The following is a 13454-nucleotide window of genomic DNA, read 5'->3' as shown; positions in this document are numbered from 1 at the left end:
TCTCCGTCAGGTGACTGAGCCCCTAGCTTCCCGTTTCGCACCGGTGCCTGCAAGCGGAACTACAGCCCGGCGGCGTCGATATCGATGAGCAGCAGTCGCTCACCGTTGTCGAAAAATTGCCCGGCGGTGAGGCAGTACTGGTTGCTGGTGGCGTCGCGGTAAGTGTTGGAAAGCGTCAGCCTGCGCTCATCCCAACCCTCTGCCAGCAGGTGATAGAATTAAGGGCGCCATGACCAGTTGTGGCCGAGGTAGCGGTTGTCAGCCTCCCAGCCGTTATTGCGCCATTCAAGGTTGGGTGTCAGCTGCGTGCCGTGGCGGTCGCATTGATAGAAGCGCAGCAGCCAGGGGAATGCGTCCAGTTGTGGCAAGGCGCTGAGCGGTGCACGGGCCTGAGCCCATTCTTGCAGGATCGCCATCAGCTCGCTGAGCTGTTGGCGCATGATCATCAGGCGCCCGCGCTCAGCCAGCTTCTGCTGAACATAGCGCTGACGCAACTGAGCAAAGCGCTCGACAAAGGCGTCCGTGGCAAAGAAATCAGCTTGCACTCGGGCGAACAGAAAACCCTGGACGTAGCGCGAACCGCATTCCAGGGCAAAACTCAGTTGAGCTTCGGTTTCCACCCCTTCGGCGATGATCCAGCAACCGGTTTTCTCCGCCATTTGCGCCAGAGCCTTGACCACGTCGCTGCTCGGTCCACCTAACGCAGCGGCCTGGAACAAGCGCATGTCGAGCTTGAGAATGTCCGGTTGCAGCGCGAGTACGCGATCAAGCTGAGAGTAACCGGCACCGAAATCATCGATGGCGATCCGCGCGCCGGCCTGTCGGTAGCGTGCCACGACATCGGCCAGGCGCTGAATATCGCCTCCCAGTTCGGTGATCTCGAAGACAATACGTTGCGGGTCAACGTTGTGCCTGTTCAATTGCTTGAGGCTCGGTAGAGCCTGGTCCTGCCGCAAGCGTGGCGATATGTTCAGGCTCAGAAACCAGTCCGCGGACGCTTCATGCAGACGGCTCAGCGCGTTAGCGCGGATCTGGCGATCCAGACGACGCAGCGCGATAGCAGGCGTTCGCGGGTCGGCGAACAGCGGCCCCACCGAGGCCATTTGACCGTCGGCCTGGCGCAATCGACCCAGTGCCTCGACGCCGGCGATGCGGCCGGTGGCGGTATCAATGAATGGTTGAAAGCAGGCGAGCGGTTGCCCGTCGATCACGAGGCCTCCTTGGTTAGGTCTTGTTCTTGGATAAAATCTGGTTACCGGTCAGGCACGCAGGATTGAACCCCTCGATAAAGAGGTTCATCCCGGTGATGTTGCAAGAATGCAGCCAGAGGGTGGCTTTAGTGATTGCGCGAAGAGCCCTGTATGACCAGCTTGATCAGCGGCCCCAGCGTGGTGCCCAGACGAACCAGTCGGGTGAGGCTGCTTACGCCACCGCTCTTGGCGCCCTTGCCAGTCAAAAAGCCCAGCAAGGTGACGGCTGCCACGCCCCAGAGTGGGGCGTGCTTGATGCCGAAACCATCGTGCAGGTTTTGCGTCATCCCGCGCATGCGCTGCAAAGGTTGCAGCAATTGCCGGGATTCGTGGCGAATTTCCTGGCGATGCATTTCCATGCGCAGGCGGATCAGCGCCTTGCGCATTTCTGTGCGCGAGCTGTTGTGAGGCAGTTCAGGCAGACTCATGGCAGCAGGCGCTCCCGATCGTTGGCCAGTTCTTCCAGGGTGCCATGGAAGGGCGAGGACTCATCGAAAATCGCCGCTCTCAAGCGCATCCCGCAGAAGACGCATGCAAGGGTGTAGAACACGCAGAGTGCGATGATGGCGGGCAGGCGATAAGTGTCCCAAAACAGGATCATCACCAGCGTCGACAACCCCACCAGTAACAGCAAGGCAAAAACCAGCGCCAGGCCTGCAAACAGCAACAGGCTTACAGTGCGCGCTTTTTGTTCCTGCAATTCGATGCCGAACAATTCGACATGGCTGTGCAGCAGTCCAAGAAAAGCGGCACCCAGGCGCCGCGGTGATGAGCTTGGGCCCGTCGCGGACGAGCCGGATTCGCCGATCGCCATATCAGCGCCGCGTTGCCAGCAAACCAATCAGGAAACCTACGCCAGCCGCGATGCCGACCGATTGCCATGGGTTTGCCTGAACGTAATCTTCGGTGGCGGTGACGGCGGCTTGGCCGCGTTCGCGCAGGGAGTCTTCGGTCAGTTTCAAGGTTTCGCGGGCACGCAACAGACTGTCGTGGATCTGCTCGCGCAACTCATCGGCCTGATCGCCGGCCAGGGTAGCGGTGTGTTCCAGCAACCGTTCGGTGTCGCTGACCAGTGTCTGAAAATCGTTCATCAGGATCTCTTGAGCAGTCTTTGCCTTGATGCTGGCCATTGGTGGATCTCCGTAAGTGGCTTCTGAAACGTTCGAGTATGAGCCTTGCGCGAAGGTTCAGTACAAATGACTGGTACAACTTTTGCTACGTCGTGGTGCATCTGCCTGCGTCGTTGCGCTGTTGCCGGGCATGACTTCAGGAAAACCTTAACTTAAACAATCAAAACCCGCGCAAACATCCCGCTCGTGATTTGCCTTCAGGAATTTTGTGCGCCAAAGCGGTTTGTCGCGATGGGCTCTTGATTCCGGCAAGTCGCAACTTGGTGCATGAATTGTCTGCGCGAACTGCTTTGGTGCTTTTTTTCAGCCTTAAGGTCTGCCAACCCCATGGAAAATCTGCAAAGCGCTGTGGACAGTCTGGTCCATAGCTCCAATACGTTGTTCATTCTGATCGGCGCGGTCATGGTGCTGGCGATGCACGCCGGTTTCGCCTTTCTCGAAGTCGGCACGGTTCGACAAAAGAACCAGGTCAATGCCTTGTCGAAGATCCTCAGCGACTTCGCCATTTCGACCCTGGCCTACTTCTTTATAGGCTATTGGATTTCCTATGGGGTGACTTTCATGCAACCGGCAGCGGTGATCAATGCTGATCATGGCTATGGCTTGGTTAAGTTTTTCTTTCTGCTGACCTTTGCTGCGGCGATACCCGCGATCATTTCCGGGGGGATTGCCGAGCGCGCCCGGTTCGTCCCTCAGTTGTGCGCAACGGCACTGATCGTGGCGTTCATCTATCCCTTCTTCGAGGGGATGATCTGGAACGGCAACTTTGGCCTGCAAGCCTGGTTGCTTGAACGCTTTGGCGCCAGCTTCCATGATTTCGCCGGCTCGGTCGTGGTCCACGCCATGGGTGGTTGGTTGGCCTTGGCAGCGGTGTTGTTGCTCGGGCCGCGTAATGGTCGTTATCGCGAAGGGCGCCTGGTGGCGTTCGCACCCTCGAGCATTCCCTTTCTGGCGTTGGGGTCGTGGATCCTGATCGTTGGCTGGTTCGGTTTCAACGTGATGAGTGCGCAAACCCTGCAAGGTGTCAGTGGACTGGTGGCGCTGAACTCGTTGATGGCCATGGTCGGCGGTACTGTCGCGGCGCTTATCGTCGGGCGCAATGACCCGGGTTTTCTGCATAACGGCCCGCTGGCCGGGTTGGTGGCGATCTGCGCCGGTTCCGACCTGATGCATCCGGTGGGTGCGCTGATGACGGGCGCGATTGCGGGGGCACTGTTTGTCTGGTGCTTTACTGCGGCCCAGGGCAAATGGCATATCGATGATGTGTTGGGGGTCTGGCCGTTGCATGGTTTGTGTGGCGTCTGGGGCGGGATCGCCTGCGGTATTTTCGGTCAAAGTGCTTTGGGCGGTTTGGGCGGCGTGAGCCTGATCAGTCAGTTGATCGGCACTTCGCTGGGCGTGGTCGTGGCGCTGGCTGGTGGTTTTACGGTGTATGGCGTGATCAAGGCGTTCCATGGTCTGCGCCTGAGCCAGGAAGAAGAGTATTACGGTGCGGACTTGTCGGTGCACAAGATTGGCGCCGTGAGCCAAGACTAGGTTTCTTCATCGTTAGCACCTGGATAGAAACCGTGCAGCAGGCGATAGCGGTCATGCCGAATCTGGTCCGCCCGTTCCTGTACCTGATGCGCGGGTAATCCCAGCATGATCAGTGCATGAGAGGCGAGCATCAGGCTCGACTCCAGCAATTCGGGCACGACTTCGCTGGCACCGGATGCTTTCAACTCGGCCAGTTGGCTGTCATCGCGTGTGCGTACCAGAATCGGCACGGTCGAGTTGAGTCGGCGCGCTTCCTTGAGGATCAGCAAAGCGATGTCGGTCTGGTCCACGGCGATCACCAGCAGTTTGGCACGCTCCAGCCCTATTGCGGCCAGCAGTTCGCCGCGGCGTGAGTCGCCATAATGCACGCAGGTTTCACCAACGGCAGCTTCCTGAACACGCACCGGATCAGAATCCAGTGCGATATAGGGTTGCTGCGCGTTGCGTAGCGCGCGTCCGATTGACTGACCTACACGACCGTAGCCACAGATCACTACATGGTTGTGCAAATCGGCGTTGAGTGCGCTGATTTCTTCAAGTTTCGCTTCTTCATTGGGTTTGCGGTGCAGGCGTGTGGCGATGCGAGGTGCGGCGCGCAGCAGCAACGGCGTGACCAGCATCGAACAGAAGGTCGCCGCCAGCAGCAGACCGCCAAAATCGGCGGGCATCAGTTTGTTCAGCTGCATCTGTGCCATCAGCGCAAAGCAGAACTCGCCGCCCTGGGCCAATGCCAAGCCGCTGCGCCAGGCGGTTTCACTGTCGCTGCCGCGCCATTTGACCAGCAGCGCAACGACGCTGCCCTTGATCAGCAACAATCCCAGGGTCAGGCCGAGGATCAGCAGGCCGTGGCTGGCGAACAACTGCAAGTCGATCAACATGCCGATACTGACGAAGAACACCCCCAGCAGGATGTCGCGGAACGGGCGGATGTCGGCCTCGATCTGATGCCGGTAGTGGCTTTCCCCCAGCAGCATGCCGGCGAGAAACGCACCCAGGGCTGGGGAGAGGCCGAGCAGGTGAGTCAGCCATGCTGTCAGCAGCACAATGACCAGCGCCAGTAGCACGAACAGTTCCGCGGAGCGGGCCGCCGCCACTTCATGGAACAGCCGCGGCAAAACCCAGCGACTGGCCAGTAGCAGGCCGACGAACAACACGACGGTTTTCCCCAGCGTCAGTGGCAGCGCCCAATACCAGGCCTGTTCGCTGCTACCAGCGAACACTGGCACCAGGGTCAGCAGCAATACCGCCACGATGTCCTGGAACAGCAACACGGCGATGGCATTCTGGCCGTGGCTGCTGAAAATCTCGCCGAGACTGCTCAGCTCTTTACTGACAATGGCAGTGGAAGACAGCGACAGGCCGGCGCCGAGCAACAGCGCAGGCGTGATCGGCATGCCGAGCAGCATCAGTATGGCGCCCAGCAGTATCCCGGAACCCAACACTTGCAAGCTGCCAAGGCCAAACACCACTTGACGCAACGCGAGCATTTTCGACAGGGAAAATTCCAGACCGAGGGAGAACAGCAGAAACACCACGCCCAACTCGGCTAGATCCGGCAAGTCCTCGTTTTCATTCACCCAGTTGAATGCGGTCGGCCCAATCATCAGCCCCACGCACAGGTAGCCCAGCACTGGCGGTAATCGCAGGCGCTGGAACAGTGCAATCACCACTAGGGAGGAGGCGAGGATGATCAACAGGTTGGCGAACACAAAAAACTCCGGTGATAGGTTCTGGCTACACAAGCGTAGAGGCAAAAAAGCCGTGAGCATGTCGCAAGTAATGTTCTGACCGAATGATGTGCGTCAGGGAGTTGCAGAAATCTCCTGAAACCAGTTCTGGTCAACACGTCCTCGGCTCGACGACTTATCGTGGCGGGCCTAGAATGAACGCCTACTTTGCCGGGTCTTATGGTCATGCCTCCTGAATGTCAGCTTTTCGGCACCCTTGGGTGTCATCTCTGTGAAGTGGCCGAAGCCATGTTGATGGAATTTGTCGAAAACGGTCTGCTGGTGGAACTGGTGGACATTGCTGACGACGAAACATGGTACGAAGCCTACAGTCTGCGTATTCCGGTATTACGACGGGTCGATACTGGCGCTGAGCTGGGCTGGCCGTTCGGTGCCGATCAGGTAGTGGCATTCTTGCGTTAAGCGGTTTTTGCGGCGGCGGTGTTCCCGCCTGTCGAACTTTGCGATTGATCCCCTTGGCTTTACCGGCAGTGTTCGGATACTGTATGCGCATACAGTTATTCGTGATGCCTGCCCTGCGCAGGCAATCCGGGCGTGAGAGGGATGAATCGTGGTCAATGTCGAACAATTGAAGAACAGCGTTAACCGGATGTCGGCGGACGTGGTGCGCGAGGCTGTCCTCGAATTACGTCTGGATGGCCTGGTGACGGAAGGTAAAACCCCCTTCAACAAACTGCATTTCAATACCTGTTTCGCGGAAATCGAAGCCTTGTTCCAGCGCGCGGGCTATCACCGGCAGCTGGATGTCGTGGGTTATCAGGGGTTGTTGTACGCGCTTTATGATCCCGGTCGCTGGGAAGCGGTCGATGTGTTGCGCTGGCTCAAGGAATTCACCGAAGCGGCAGCGCGCACGCAGATACCGGCTTGAGGATTCTCTTCTAGGTTCGTTCCGGCCGCTGTTGGATAATGCCGCCCTGTATTGAGGGTTAGAGCTTTCGTATGTCCACTTCATCTTTTTCTGCTGCACACAACCAGGCCAGCACGCTCTACTTGCCGCCTGGCCCGTGGCAGACCGTACTCGATTGTCTGTGCGAACATTTCAGTGCCATTGGCCGTGATCAATGGCTGGACAGAATCGCCCGCGGTCGTGTGCTTGATGGGCATGGCATGCCAATCGCCCTGGACTTGCCTTACAAGGAAGGCCTGCGGATTCACTATTTTCGTGAAGTGCCGGACGAAAAACCGATTCCGGTGGTGGAGTCGATTCTGTACGCGGATGAACATCTGGTAGTGGCGGACAAGCCGCATTTTCTGCCAGTGACTCCGGCGGGTGAATACGTGGAACAGACCCTGCTGCGACGGCTGATCCGTCGACTCGATAACCCGCATCTGGTGCCTTTGCATCGCATTGACCGTCACACGGCGGGGCTGGTGCTGTTTTCCGCCAACCCTAAGAGCCGTTCGGCGTATCAGTCGTTGTTTCCTACGCGGCAGATCGAAAAGCGCTACGAGGCAATTGCCCGAGCGTTGCCTGAACTCTCTTTTCCATTGGTCCATAAGAGCCGGCTCATTGATGGCGAGCCTTTCTTCCGCATGCAGGAAGGTCCTGGCGTCAGTAATACCGAGACGGCAGTCGAGGTCCGGGAGAAGAACGATGACCTCTGGCGTTATGCGCTTTACCCGGTGACGGGCAAGAAACATCAGTTGCGGGTGCACATGACCGCCTTGGGCGCCAGTATCTGCAACGACCCGTTTTATCCGCAGGTACTCAAGGATGTTGAGGATGACTATGCCAATCCTTTGAAACTGCTCGCTCAGGGGCTACGGTTTGTGGATCCGGTCACCGGCCAGGAAAGAGTATTCGAAAGTACTATCACCCTGCAGTGGTGATCGCGAGTTCAGTAAATCTGCTGATCTTCAGCCACGAAAAAGCCCGCATAAAGCGGGCTTTTCCATATCCGGTTGTCACCGCAAAAATTACAGCTCTTTAACGGTACGAACCTGATCCTTGTTGATGCGGGTCTGCTTTCCATCCAGTTGTTCGAATTCGTAGAAACCCGAATCCTTATCGAACTGTGGCGCGTCGACAGCCTGGATTTCTCGACCGTCATTCAAGGTGATCACTGTAGGCGATGCGCAACCGGCGAGGGTAGCGAGGCCCAGTGCGAGCATGAAAGTGGCGAGGGTCCGTTTAGTCATGAGTGTGTCTCCGAATATGAATTCTTTTGGTTACTGAGCTTGAGACGTGTACAGCGCGCGCAAGTTCCTTCTCCTGTCAGTCTGACACAGTGTTGTGGGCACTTAATAGTTCTGGTGTGTTGAGGTTGGCCAGGCGGGGGTCGTTGTCGGGGCATTGCAGGGCGGTAGCGCCCAGTTTGCGCATGAGGCGACCCGGGCTGCGTTCGCCGTCGCTCCAGGCACTGTCGAAATCTGCCAGGAGTGCCACGGGGATAATGCACAACAAGGGTTCCCAGTGTTCACCATGGCGCAGCATCAGCGGTTGGTCCGGGTGCTGGCTGGCAGTTTCGCGCATGCTATTGAGCAGCGCGGCATCGATGCGCGGTACGTCACAAGGCAGCACCAGCAGATGCGCATGGCGGGCAGCCTTCAAGCCTGCGCGAATACCGGCCAGAGGACCCGGAAAGTCGCCTTCATCGTCATGAACCAGTTGGTCGGCGTAGGGTGCGTACTTTTCCAGGTTTCTGTTGCAGGAGATGATCAGGTCATCGCTCAGCGAACGGGTCTTGCGGTGCAAGTGGGCGATCAGTGGCTCGCCGTGCCATTCCAGCAACCCTTTGTCCTGTCCGCCCATGCGTTGGCCACGACCACCTGCCAGGAGCAGAATGGAACAGGGCGGCAAAAGTGTGTTCGAGGTCATGGCAGGTCTCCATGGGGGCGGCGAAAAAATGAGGCGCTGTGATATAACACCGGGCTGTTTCTCCTACAACTGGATGAGCCTATGACAGCCAAGGCTGATGTACCTTTCGCGCCGCTCAACATCGCGGTGCTGACGGTCAGCGATACTCGTACCCTGGAAACCGATACCTCAGGCCAGGTCTTCGTCGACCGGTTGAGTGCAGCCGGTCATAACCTTGCGGCCCGAATTCTGCTCAAAGATGACCTCTACAAAATTCGCGCGCAAGTCGCCAACTGGATTGCCGACGATATCGTGCAGGTCGTGCTGATCACTGGCGGTACCGGTTTCACTGGACGCGACAGCACTCCGGAAGCGGTGAGTTGCCTGCTGGACAAACAGGTCGACGGTTTTGGTGAGCTGTTCAGGCAGATATCGGTGGCGGATATCGGCACCTCTACTGTTCAGTCCCGTGCACTGGCCGGTCTGGCCAATGGCACGCTAGTCTGCTGTTTGCCGGGTTCGACCAATGCCGTGCGTACCGGTTGGGATGGCATTCTTGCCGAGCAGCTGGATTCGCGGCACCGTCCGTGCAATTTCGTCGCTCATCTCAAACAGGCGGCACCTTGTGAATCCCGCGGGTAAGCCAGGCAAGACGGGTAGTCTGCTGGCTGTCGAGGTAGCACTGGCACGCTTGCTGGCAATGGCTGAAGCCTCACCGATTCGTGAGCGTGAACGCTTGCCATTGGCCCAAGTTCAGGGTCGCGTGCTGGCCGATGACCTGGTCTCGACGCTTGATCTGCCACCTTGGCCCAATAGTGCCATGGACGGTTATGCCTTGCGCATGGCCGACTGGACTGGAGAACCAATGGTGGTCAGCCAGAAGATTTTTGCCGGACAGGCTCCGGAGCCCTTGAAACCCGGCACCTGTGCACGAATCTTCACCGGTGCGCCAGTTCCCGCAGGCGCTGATTGCATCGAGATGCAGGAAAACACCGAGGTTCAGGCGGATGAGCGAGTACGTTTCACCGAAACCGTGACCTCAGGACAAAACATCCGTCCTCAAGGCCAGGAAACCACTGTCGGTGAATTGATCCTGCCAGCCGGCACGCGCCTCGGGCCGATCGAACAGGGGCTGGCTGCATCGCTGGGATGTGCAGAGCTGGACGTGATTCGCAAGGTTCGTGTTGCTGTTCTGTCCACCGGGGATGAACTGGTTGAACCGGGTCACGCTCTGGGGCCAGGACAAATCTACAACAGCAACCGAGTGTTGCTTTGCAGTTGGTTGCAGCGTTTGGGCTGTGAGGTGATCGATGCCGGTATTCTTCCGGATGATTTAGCAACCACTCGCGTTCGCCTTGGTCAATTGAACGATGTCGACCTGATTCTTTCGACCGGCGGTGTATCGGTGGGAGAGGCGGATTTTCTGGGCATTGCCTTGCGTGAGGAGGGCGAGTTGACGTTGTGGAAACTTGCCATCAAACCAGGTAAACCGCTGACATTCGGGCATTTTCGCGGCGTCCCTGTGATTGGTTTGCCCGGCAACCCCGCCTCGACCCTGGTGACCTTTGCTTTGTTGGCAAGGCCCTATTTCTTGCGTCGACAGGGCGTAAAAGAGGTTGAGCCCCTGAAGTTCCAGGTGCCGGCAGGGTTTGCCTGGCCCAAAGCAGGCAATCGACGCGAGTATCTGCGTGGACGTCTGGAGAACGGCCGGGCAATCATCTACAAGAATCAGAGCTCTGGTGTACTGCGTAGCGCCGCCTGGGCCGATGGTCTGGTTGAGGTGCTGGAGGATCGCACGCTGATCGAAGGTGACTGCGTAAGCTTTATCCCGCTGAGTGAAGTCCTGAGCTGATTCCTGTCGAAGGCTTGCCCCTAACCCGGTTGATCGAACCGGGTTTTGCGTTCATGGCTAACCCTTAATGAGCCAGGAGTGTCACGACCTGGTCAAAACGGCTATTGGCGATCCAGGCCAGAAGCCCGATGACCACGGTAGTTCCGCCAGCCGAATAGGCAAGCCTGTGTTTGATGGATTTGACGTCGCTACGGACTTCATCCATGTCTCGTCGGATGTATTTGAGGTGTGTCTCCAATTCAACGACGCGAGGTTCCATATCAACTTCTCCAGTGGGTTTTGCGCTGTTTTTGAATTCAGCTTGATGATTGGCGCGTTTTTCTGCGAGCGGTACGACCGGAATGACCGGTGACCTGATCTCATGGCTTTGCATGGCACGTCCCTGTGTGTGTCCTGCTGATGTTTGATAACCGCAGACGCCAAGGTGTACCAATCGCACTTGCCGGTCAATTGAGCCGATTCCTCAGATTTGTAAGAAAAAGTCCCGCGTTGTAGGACGCCATACTGCTCGCCTTCAAATAATTCAAATTCTTGCGACTTTTATGGGGCGCGACGAGGTCAACATCTCTCATACGGAATTCAATCATGGGAGTGACCACAATGAGCGAACGCAAAGCGGTGTTGATTCTGCATGGCAAGCAAGCGCTCAACGAGGCGGTTCGTTCTGCCGTTGAGGGCAAGCGCAAACAGGGTTGGGAGCTAGCCGTTCGAGTGACCTGGGAGGCCGGCGACGCACAGCGCCTGGTGGATGAAGCGCTGGCGGCAGGCTATATGCAGGTTATCGCCGGCGGCGGTGATGGCACCTTGCGTGATATTGCCGAGGCCATGGCGGCGCATTCGACGCAGGCCAGCCTGGTACTGATGCCCTTGGGGACCGCCAATGATTTTGCTCGCGCGGCCGGCGTGCCTCTGGAACCCGATCAGGCGCTGGATCTTCTTGATACTGCGCCGAGCGCCATTGATCTGGGGGAGGTCGGCGGGCAGGTGTTCCTGAATATGGCCACGGGCGGTTTTGGCAGTCAGGTCACTGCGAACACCTCGGAGGACTTGAAAAAGATCCTCGGGGGCGCGGCTTACCTGTTCACCGGTTTATCGCGATTCAGTGAATTGCACGCGGCCTATGGCGAGTTGCAGGGGCCTGATTTTCAGTGGAGTGGCGAGCTGTTGGCACTGGGCATCGGCAATGGCCGGCAGGCTGGTGGTGGACACGTGTTGTGCCCGGAAGCGCTGGCTGACGACGGGCTGCTGGACATCAGTATTCTGCCTGCTCCGCAGGAACTCGTCGGCACTTTGAAAAACCTGCTGGCCGATGGCTTCGGCATCGACAACATGTTTGTGCGAGCCCGACTACCCTGGGTCGAAATCAAGGTCGCGGAAGGCCTCTACATCAACCTCGATGGCGAACCTCTGGAAGGCGACAACTTGCGTTTCTCGGCACGTCCGGCGGCACTGCGTGTGCATTTGCCTGAAAACTCGCCGCTGCTGGGGGCATCGCAATTGATCAATCATCCAGGCTGATGATCTGCTCGCGAACGGCGAACAGCACCAGGCCCGCCACATCGTAGATCTGTAAGCGCTTCATGATCTGCGAGCGATGTGTTTCGACCGTCTTGATACTGAGGCCCAAGCCGTTGGCGATCTCTCGGGTGGATTTTCCGCGAACGATCAAACGAAGGATTTCCAGCTGACGCGCTGTCAGGTTGTGCGAGTCGACAGGTTCCGGGCGGTGTTTCTGAGATCGGGTCAGCGCCTGGTTGATGACGGTGTGAGCGATGGCCGGGCTCAGGTAGCGTTCGTTGTTACGCAAGGCTTCCAGGGCATGTTCGAGTTCGGTGGCCGTGGTGTCCTTGAGCAGGTAGCCATGTGCGCCGGATTCCAGTGCCTGCATGATGAGTGCAGGATCGGTGTGCATCGACAGGATCAGCACTTTGCTCTGCGGACGTACTCGTTTGAGTCGCTGCAATGCTTCAAGGCCACTGGTTTCCTTCATGGAAATATCCAGCAGGACGATGTCCGGGGACAGTTGCTCGACCATCTCGAGCAACTGCGAGCCATCATTGGCCTCACCGATTACCGCGTAGCCTGGAATATCCAGCACCAGAGCGCGCACGCCTGCCCTGATAAGCGAGTGGTCATCCACCAGAAGTAAGTTACAAGTCAATGCATAACCTTATTCGAACTGGCCCGTTCGAGCGCACGAGGTGCCCAGGGGAAGAGAGCTTCGATTTGAGTGCCTTTGCCCGGCTCGCTGGTAACGTTCAGTGTGCCGCCGAGCAGATCGATCCGTTCCGACATCCCCGCCATTCCGCGTTGCCCTTCACGACCTGGATCCGTCGATGGCGCGAAACCCAGACCATCGTCGCTGATCGACAGCGCCAGTCCCTGAGGCAGACGTTGCAGGCGGACCAGCAGATTTTTCGCGTCGGCATGGCGCAGTATATTGGTGACTGCTTCCTGGGTTATTCGAAAGGCGGCCAGCGCCATTTCTTCCGGTATACCGGTTAAACGCTGATGGCATTCCAGGCTCCAGTGCATCGACGTGTTGGCCAGCGTCTTGAGTAGATGCGCACGCAGACTGGCTTCCAGCCCGAGACTGGCCAGTTGCCTGGGATTGAGAATGGCGGATACATCCCGAACTTTGGTCAGGGTTTCTTCCAGCGTGTCGCAGAGCACTGAACACTGGCCCTGAAGTTCTTCGGGCATTCGGCGTTTGAGCCAGTCACTTTGAAGTTTTGCCGCGGTCAGCAACTGGCCGATGTCGTCATGCAGTTCCCGACTGAGCCGGTGACGTTCGTTTTCTTGAACCTCCAACAGCCGGTCGGCCAACTCTTGAGGTTGAAACTTTATCGATTTGCGCGAGAGGCAATGCTCCACCCAGACGCAGGTCAGCGCCACAACATTGAGCACCAGCAGAATCAGCGGCAGGCGAGAGGACAGACTATAAATCAGCAGGCAGCCGATCGCCGAGCAGGTACACACCATAAGTGTGAACAGGCGCGCATTTTTTCGGGAGGGTGGCCATAGGGTGATTGACTTGAGGCTAGCGTACATAGCGGATGGAGCCAATGGGTGTTCGCTGCGGGAAGACCGTTCATAAAGGATGACGGTCTCTGTCTGGAGTCACTCTGCCATTAATTGACG

Annotated in this window: 16 protein-coding genes and 1 pseudogene; 7 read left to right on the top strand and 10 right to left on the bottom strand. The window is 57.8% G+C overall.

What is annotated here, in order from left to right; genetic code table 11:
• Positions 1–59: 59 nt before the first annotated feature.
• From ACYZTX_RS22290 to ACYZTX_RS22275, 4 genes and pseudogenes are all read right to left on the bottom strand, one after another.
• A pseudogene (locus ACYZTX_RS22290) lies at positions 60–1211 on the bottom strand (EAL domain-containing protein).
• 125 nt (positions 1212–1336) lie between these two features.
• Positions 1337–1678 carry a hypothetical protein gene (locus tag ACYZTX_RS22285; RefSeq protein WP_462035873.1) on the bottom strand — a complete coding sequence of 114 codons (342 nt, stop codon included), beginning with the start codon at positions 1676–1678 and terminating at the stop codon, positions 1337–1339.
• A complete protein-coding gene (locus ACYZTX_RS22280; protein ID WP_201182589.1) occupies positions 1675–2064 on the bottom strand; it encodes a phage holin family protein in 390 nt (129 codons plus the stop codon). Before ACYZTX_RS22280 ends, ACYZTX_RS22285 begins: the two co-directional genes overlap by 4 nt.
• A 1-nt stretch (position 2065) precedes the next feature.
• On the bottom strand, positions 2066–2380 hold the full coding sequence (locus tag ACYZTX_RS22275; RefSeq protein ID WP_150713107.1) for an ElaB/YgaM/YqjD family protein: 315 nt from the start codon (positions 2378–2380) through the stop codon (positions 2066–2068).
• 327 nt (positions 2381–2707) lie between these two features.
• On the opposite strand from ACYZTX_RS22275, the gene ACYZTX_RS22270 reads away from it, so the two are divergent.
• The gene (locus ACYZTX_RS22270) at positions 2708–3916 is read left to right on the top strand and encodes an ammonium transporter (RefSeq protein ID WP_462035872.1); all 1209 of its coding nucleotides are present in this window, start codon (positions 2708–2710) and stop codon (positions 3914–3916) included.
• Here the strand turns inward: ACYZTX_RS22270 and ACYZTX_RS22265 are convergent.
• On the bottom strand, positions 3913–5625 hold the full coding sequence (locus tag ACYZTX_RS22265) for a cation:proton antiporter (RefSeq protein WP_462035871.1): 1713 nt from the start codon (positions 5623–5625) through the stop codon (positions 3913–3915). The genes ACYZTX_RS22270 and ACYZTX_RS22265 overlap by 4 nt on opposite strands.
• Positions 5626–5829: 204 nt before the next feature.
• Between ACYZTX_RS22265 and ACYZTX_RS22260 the strand changes: the two genes are divergently transcribed.
• The 3 genes from ACYZTX_RS22260 (at position 5830) to ACYZTX_RS22250 (ending at position 7494) form a co-directional block, all read left to right on the top strand.
• Positions 5830–6066 (top strand): glutaredoxin family protein, encoded by a 237-nt coding sequence (locus tag ACYZTX_RS22260; RefSeq protein WP_462035870.1) that lies wholly within the window; start codon positions 5830–5832, stop codon positions 6064–6066.
• Between the two features lie 148 nt (positions 6067–6214).
• On the top strand, positions 6215–6532 hold the full coding sequence (locus ACYZTX_RS22255; RefSeq protein ID WP_008145883.1) for a hypothetical protein: 318 nt from the start codon (positions 6215–6217) through the stop codon (positions 6530–6532).
• Between the two features lie 71 nt (positions 6533–6603).
• Positions 6604–7494 carry a pseudouridine synthase gene (locus ACYZTX_RS22250; RefSeq protein ID WP_462035869.1) on the top strand — a complete coding sequence of 297 codons (891 nt, stop codon included), beginning with the start codon at positions 6604–6606 and terminating at the stop codon, positions 7492–7494.
• 87 nt (positions 7495–7581) lie between these two features.
• On the opposite strand, the gene ACYZTX_RS22245 is transcribed toward ACYZTX_RS22250, so the two are convergent.
• Entirely contained in the window at positions 7582–7803 is a 222-nt protein-coding gene (locus ACYZTX_RS22245) for a YgdI/YgdR family lipoprotein (RefSeq protein WP_462035868.1), read from the bottom strand.
• A gap of 76 nt (positions 7804–7879) precedes the next feature.
• Complete coding sequence (mobA, locus tag ACYZTX_RS22240; protein WP_462035867.1) at positions 7880–8482, bottom strand: molybdenum cofactor guanylyltransferase MobA; 603 nt, start codon at positions 8480–8482, stop codon at positions 7880–7882.
• A gap of 81 nt (positions 8483–8563) precedes the next feature.
• On the opposite strand from mobA, the gene moaB reads away from it, so the two are divergent.
• Both moaB and ACYZTX_RS22230 read left to right on the top strand, forming a co-directional pair.
• The gene (gene moaB / locus ACYZTX_RS22235) at positions 8564–9103 is read left to right on the top strand and encodes a molybdenum cofactor biosynthesis protein B (RefSeq protein ID WP_462035866.1); all 540 of its coding nucleotides are present in this window, start codon (positions 8564–8566) and stop codon (positions 9101–9103) included.
• Positions 9087–10313, top strand: a complete 1227-nt coding sequence (locus ACYZTX_RS22230) for a molybdopterin molybdotransferase MoeA (protein ID WP_462035865.1) — start codon at positions 9087–9089, stop codon at positions 10311–10313. Before moaB ends, ACYZTX_RS22230 begins: the two co-directional genes overlap by 17 nt.
• A 64-nt stretch (positions 10314–10377) precedes the next feature.
• Here the strand turns inward: ACYZTX_RS22230 and ACYZTX_RS22225 are convergent, their stop codons facing one another.
• Positions 10378–10686 carry a hypothetical protein gene (locus ACYZTX_RS22225; protein WP_462035864.1) on the bottom strand — a complete coding sequence of 103 codons (309 nt, stop codon included), beginning with the start codon at positions 10684–10686 and terminating at the stop codon, positions 10378–10380.
• A 227-nt stretch (positions 10687–10913) separates the two neighbouring features.
• Here ACYZTX_RS22225 and yegS point away from each other — a divergent pair, with 227 nt between their 5' ends.
• A complete protein-coding gene (gene yegS, locus ACYZTX_RS22220) occupies positions 10914–11831 on the top strand; it encodes a lipid kinase YegS (RefSeq protein ID WP_462035863.1) in 918 nt (305 codons plus the stop codon).
• On the opposite strand, the gene ACYZTX_RS22215 is transcribed toward yegS, so the two are convergent.
• Together ACYZTX_RS22215 and ACYZTX_RS22210 are read right to left on the bottom strand one after the other, a co-directional pair.
• Positions 11815–12474, bottom strand: coding sequence for a response regulator transcription factor (locus tag ACYZTX_RS22215; protein ID WP_462035862.1), 660 nt, complete (start codon positions 12472–12474; stop codon positions 11815–11817). The two genes, yegS and ACYZTX_RS22215, sit on opposite strands and share 17 nt — an antisense overlap.
• Positions 12471–13364, bottom strand: a complete 894-nt coding sequence (locus tag ACYZTX_RS22210; protein ID WP_462035861.1) for a sensor histidine kinase — start codon at positions 13362–13364, stop codon at positions 12471–12473. The genes ACYZTX_RS22215 and ACYZTX_RS22210 overlap by 4 nt, the downstream gene beginning before the upstream one ends.
• Positions 13365–13454: the final 90 nt, after the last annotated feature.

It is taken from the genome of Pseudomonas sp. MDT1-17 (genome assembly GCF_054898105.1).
This window is presented reverse-complemented; position numbering and strand designations above follow the sequence as displayed.

Bases quoted from the DNA above. Each gene is read 5' to 3' on its own strand.
- ACYZTX_RS22285 (WP_462035873.1), bottom strand. From the start codon at position 1,678: ATGAGTCTGCCTGAACTGCCTCACAACAGCTCGCGCACAGAAATGCGC.
- ACYZTX_RS22280 (WP_201182589.1), bottom strand. From the start codon at position 2,064: ATGGCGATCGGCGAATCCGGCTCGTCCGCGACGGGCCCAAGCTCATCA.
- ACYZTX_RS22275 (WP_150713107.1), bottom strand. From the start codon at position 2,380: ATGGCCAGCATCAAGGCAAAGACTGCTCAAGAGATCCTGATGAACGAT.
- ACYZTX_RS22270 (WP_462035872.1), top strand. From the start codon at position 2,708: ATGGAAAATCTGCAAAGCGCTGTGGACAGTCTGGTCCATAGCTCCAAT.
- ACYZTX_RS22260 (WP_462035870.1), top strand. From the start codon at position 5,830: ATGCCTCCTGAATGTCAGCTTTTCGGCACCCTTGGGTGTCATCTCTGT.
- ACYZTX_RS22250 (WP_462035869.1), top strand. From the start codon at position 6,604: ATGTCCACTTCATCTTTTTCTGCTGCACACAACCAGGCCAGCACGCTC.
- ACYZTX_RS22245 (WP_462035868.1), bottom strand. From the start codon at position 7,803: ATGACTAAACGGACCCTCGCCACTTTCATGCTCGCACTGGGCCTCGCT.
- mobA (WP_462035867.1), bottom strand. From the start codon at position 8,482: ATGACCTCGAACACACTTTTGCCGCCCTGTTCCATTCTGCTCCTGGCA.
- moaB (WP_462035866.1), top strand. From the start codon at position 8,564: ATGACAGCCAAGGCTGATGTACCTTTCGCGCCGCTCAACATCGCGGTG.
- ACYZTX_RS22225 (WP_462035864.1), bottom strand. From the start codon at position 10,686: ATGCAAAGCCATGAGATCAGGTCACCGGTCATTCCGGTCGTACCGCTC.
- yegS (WP_462035863.1), top strand. From the start codon at position 10,914: ATGAGCGAACGCAAAGCGGTGTTGATTCTGCATGGCAAGCAAGCGCTC.
- ACYZTX_RS22210 (WP_462035861.1), bottom strand. From the start codon at position 13,364: ATGTACGCTAGCCTCAAGTCAATCACCCTATGGCCACCCTCCCGAAAA.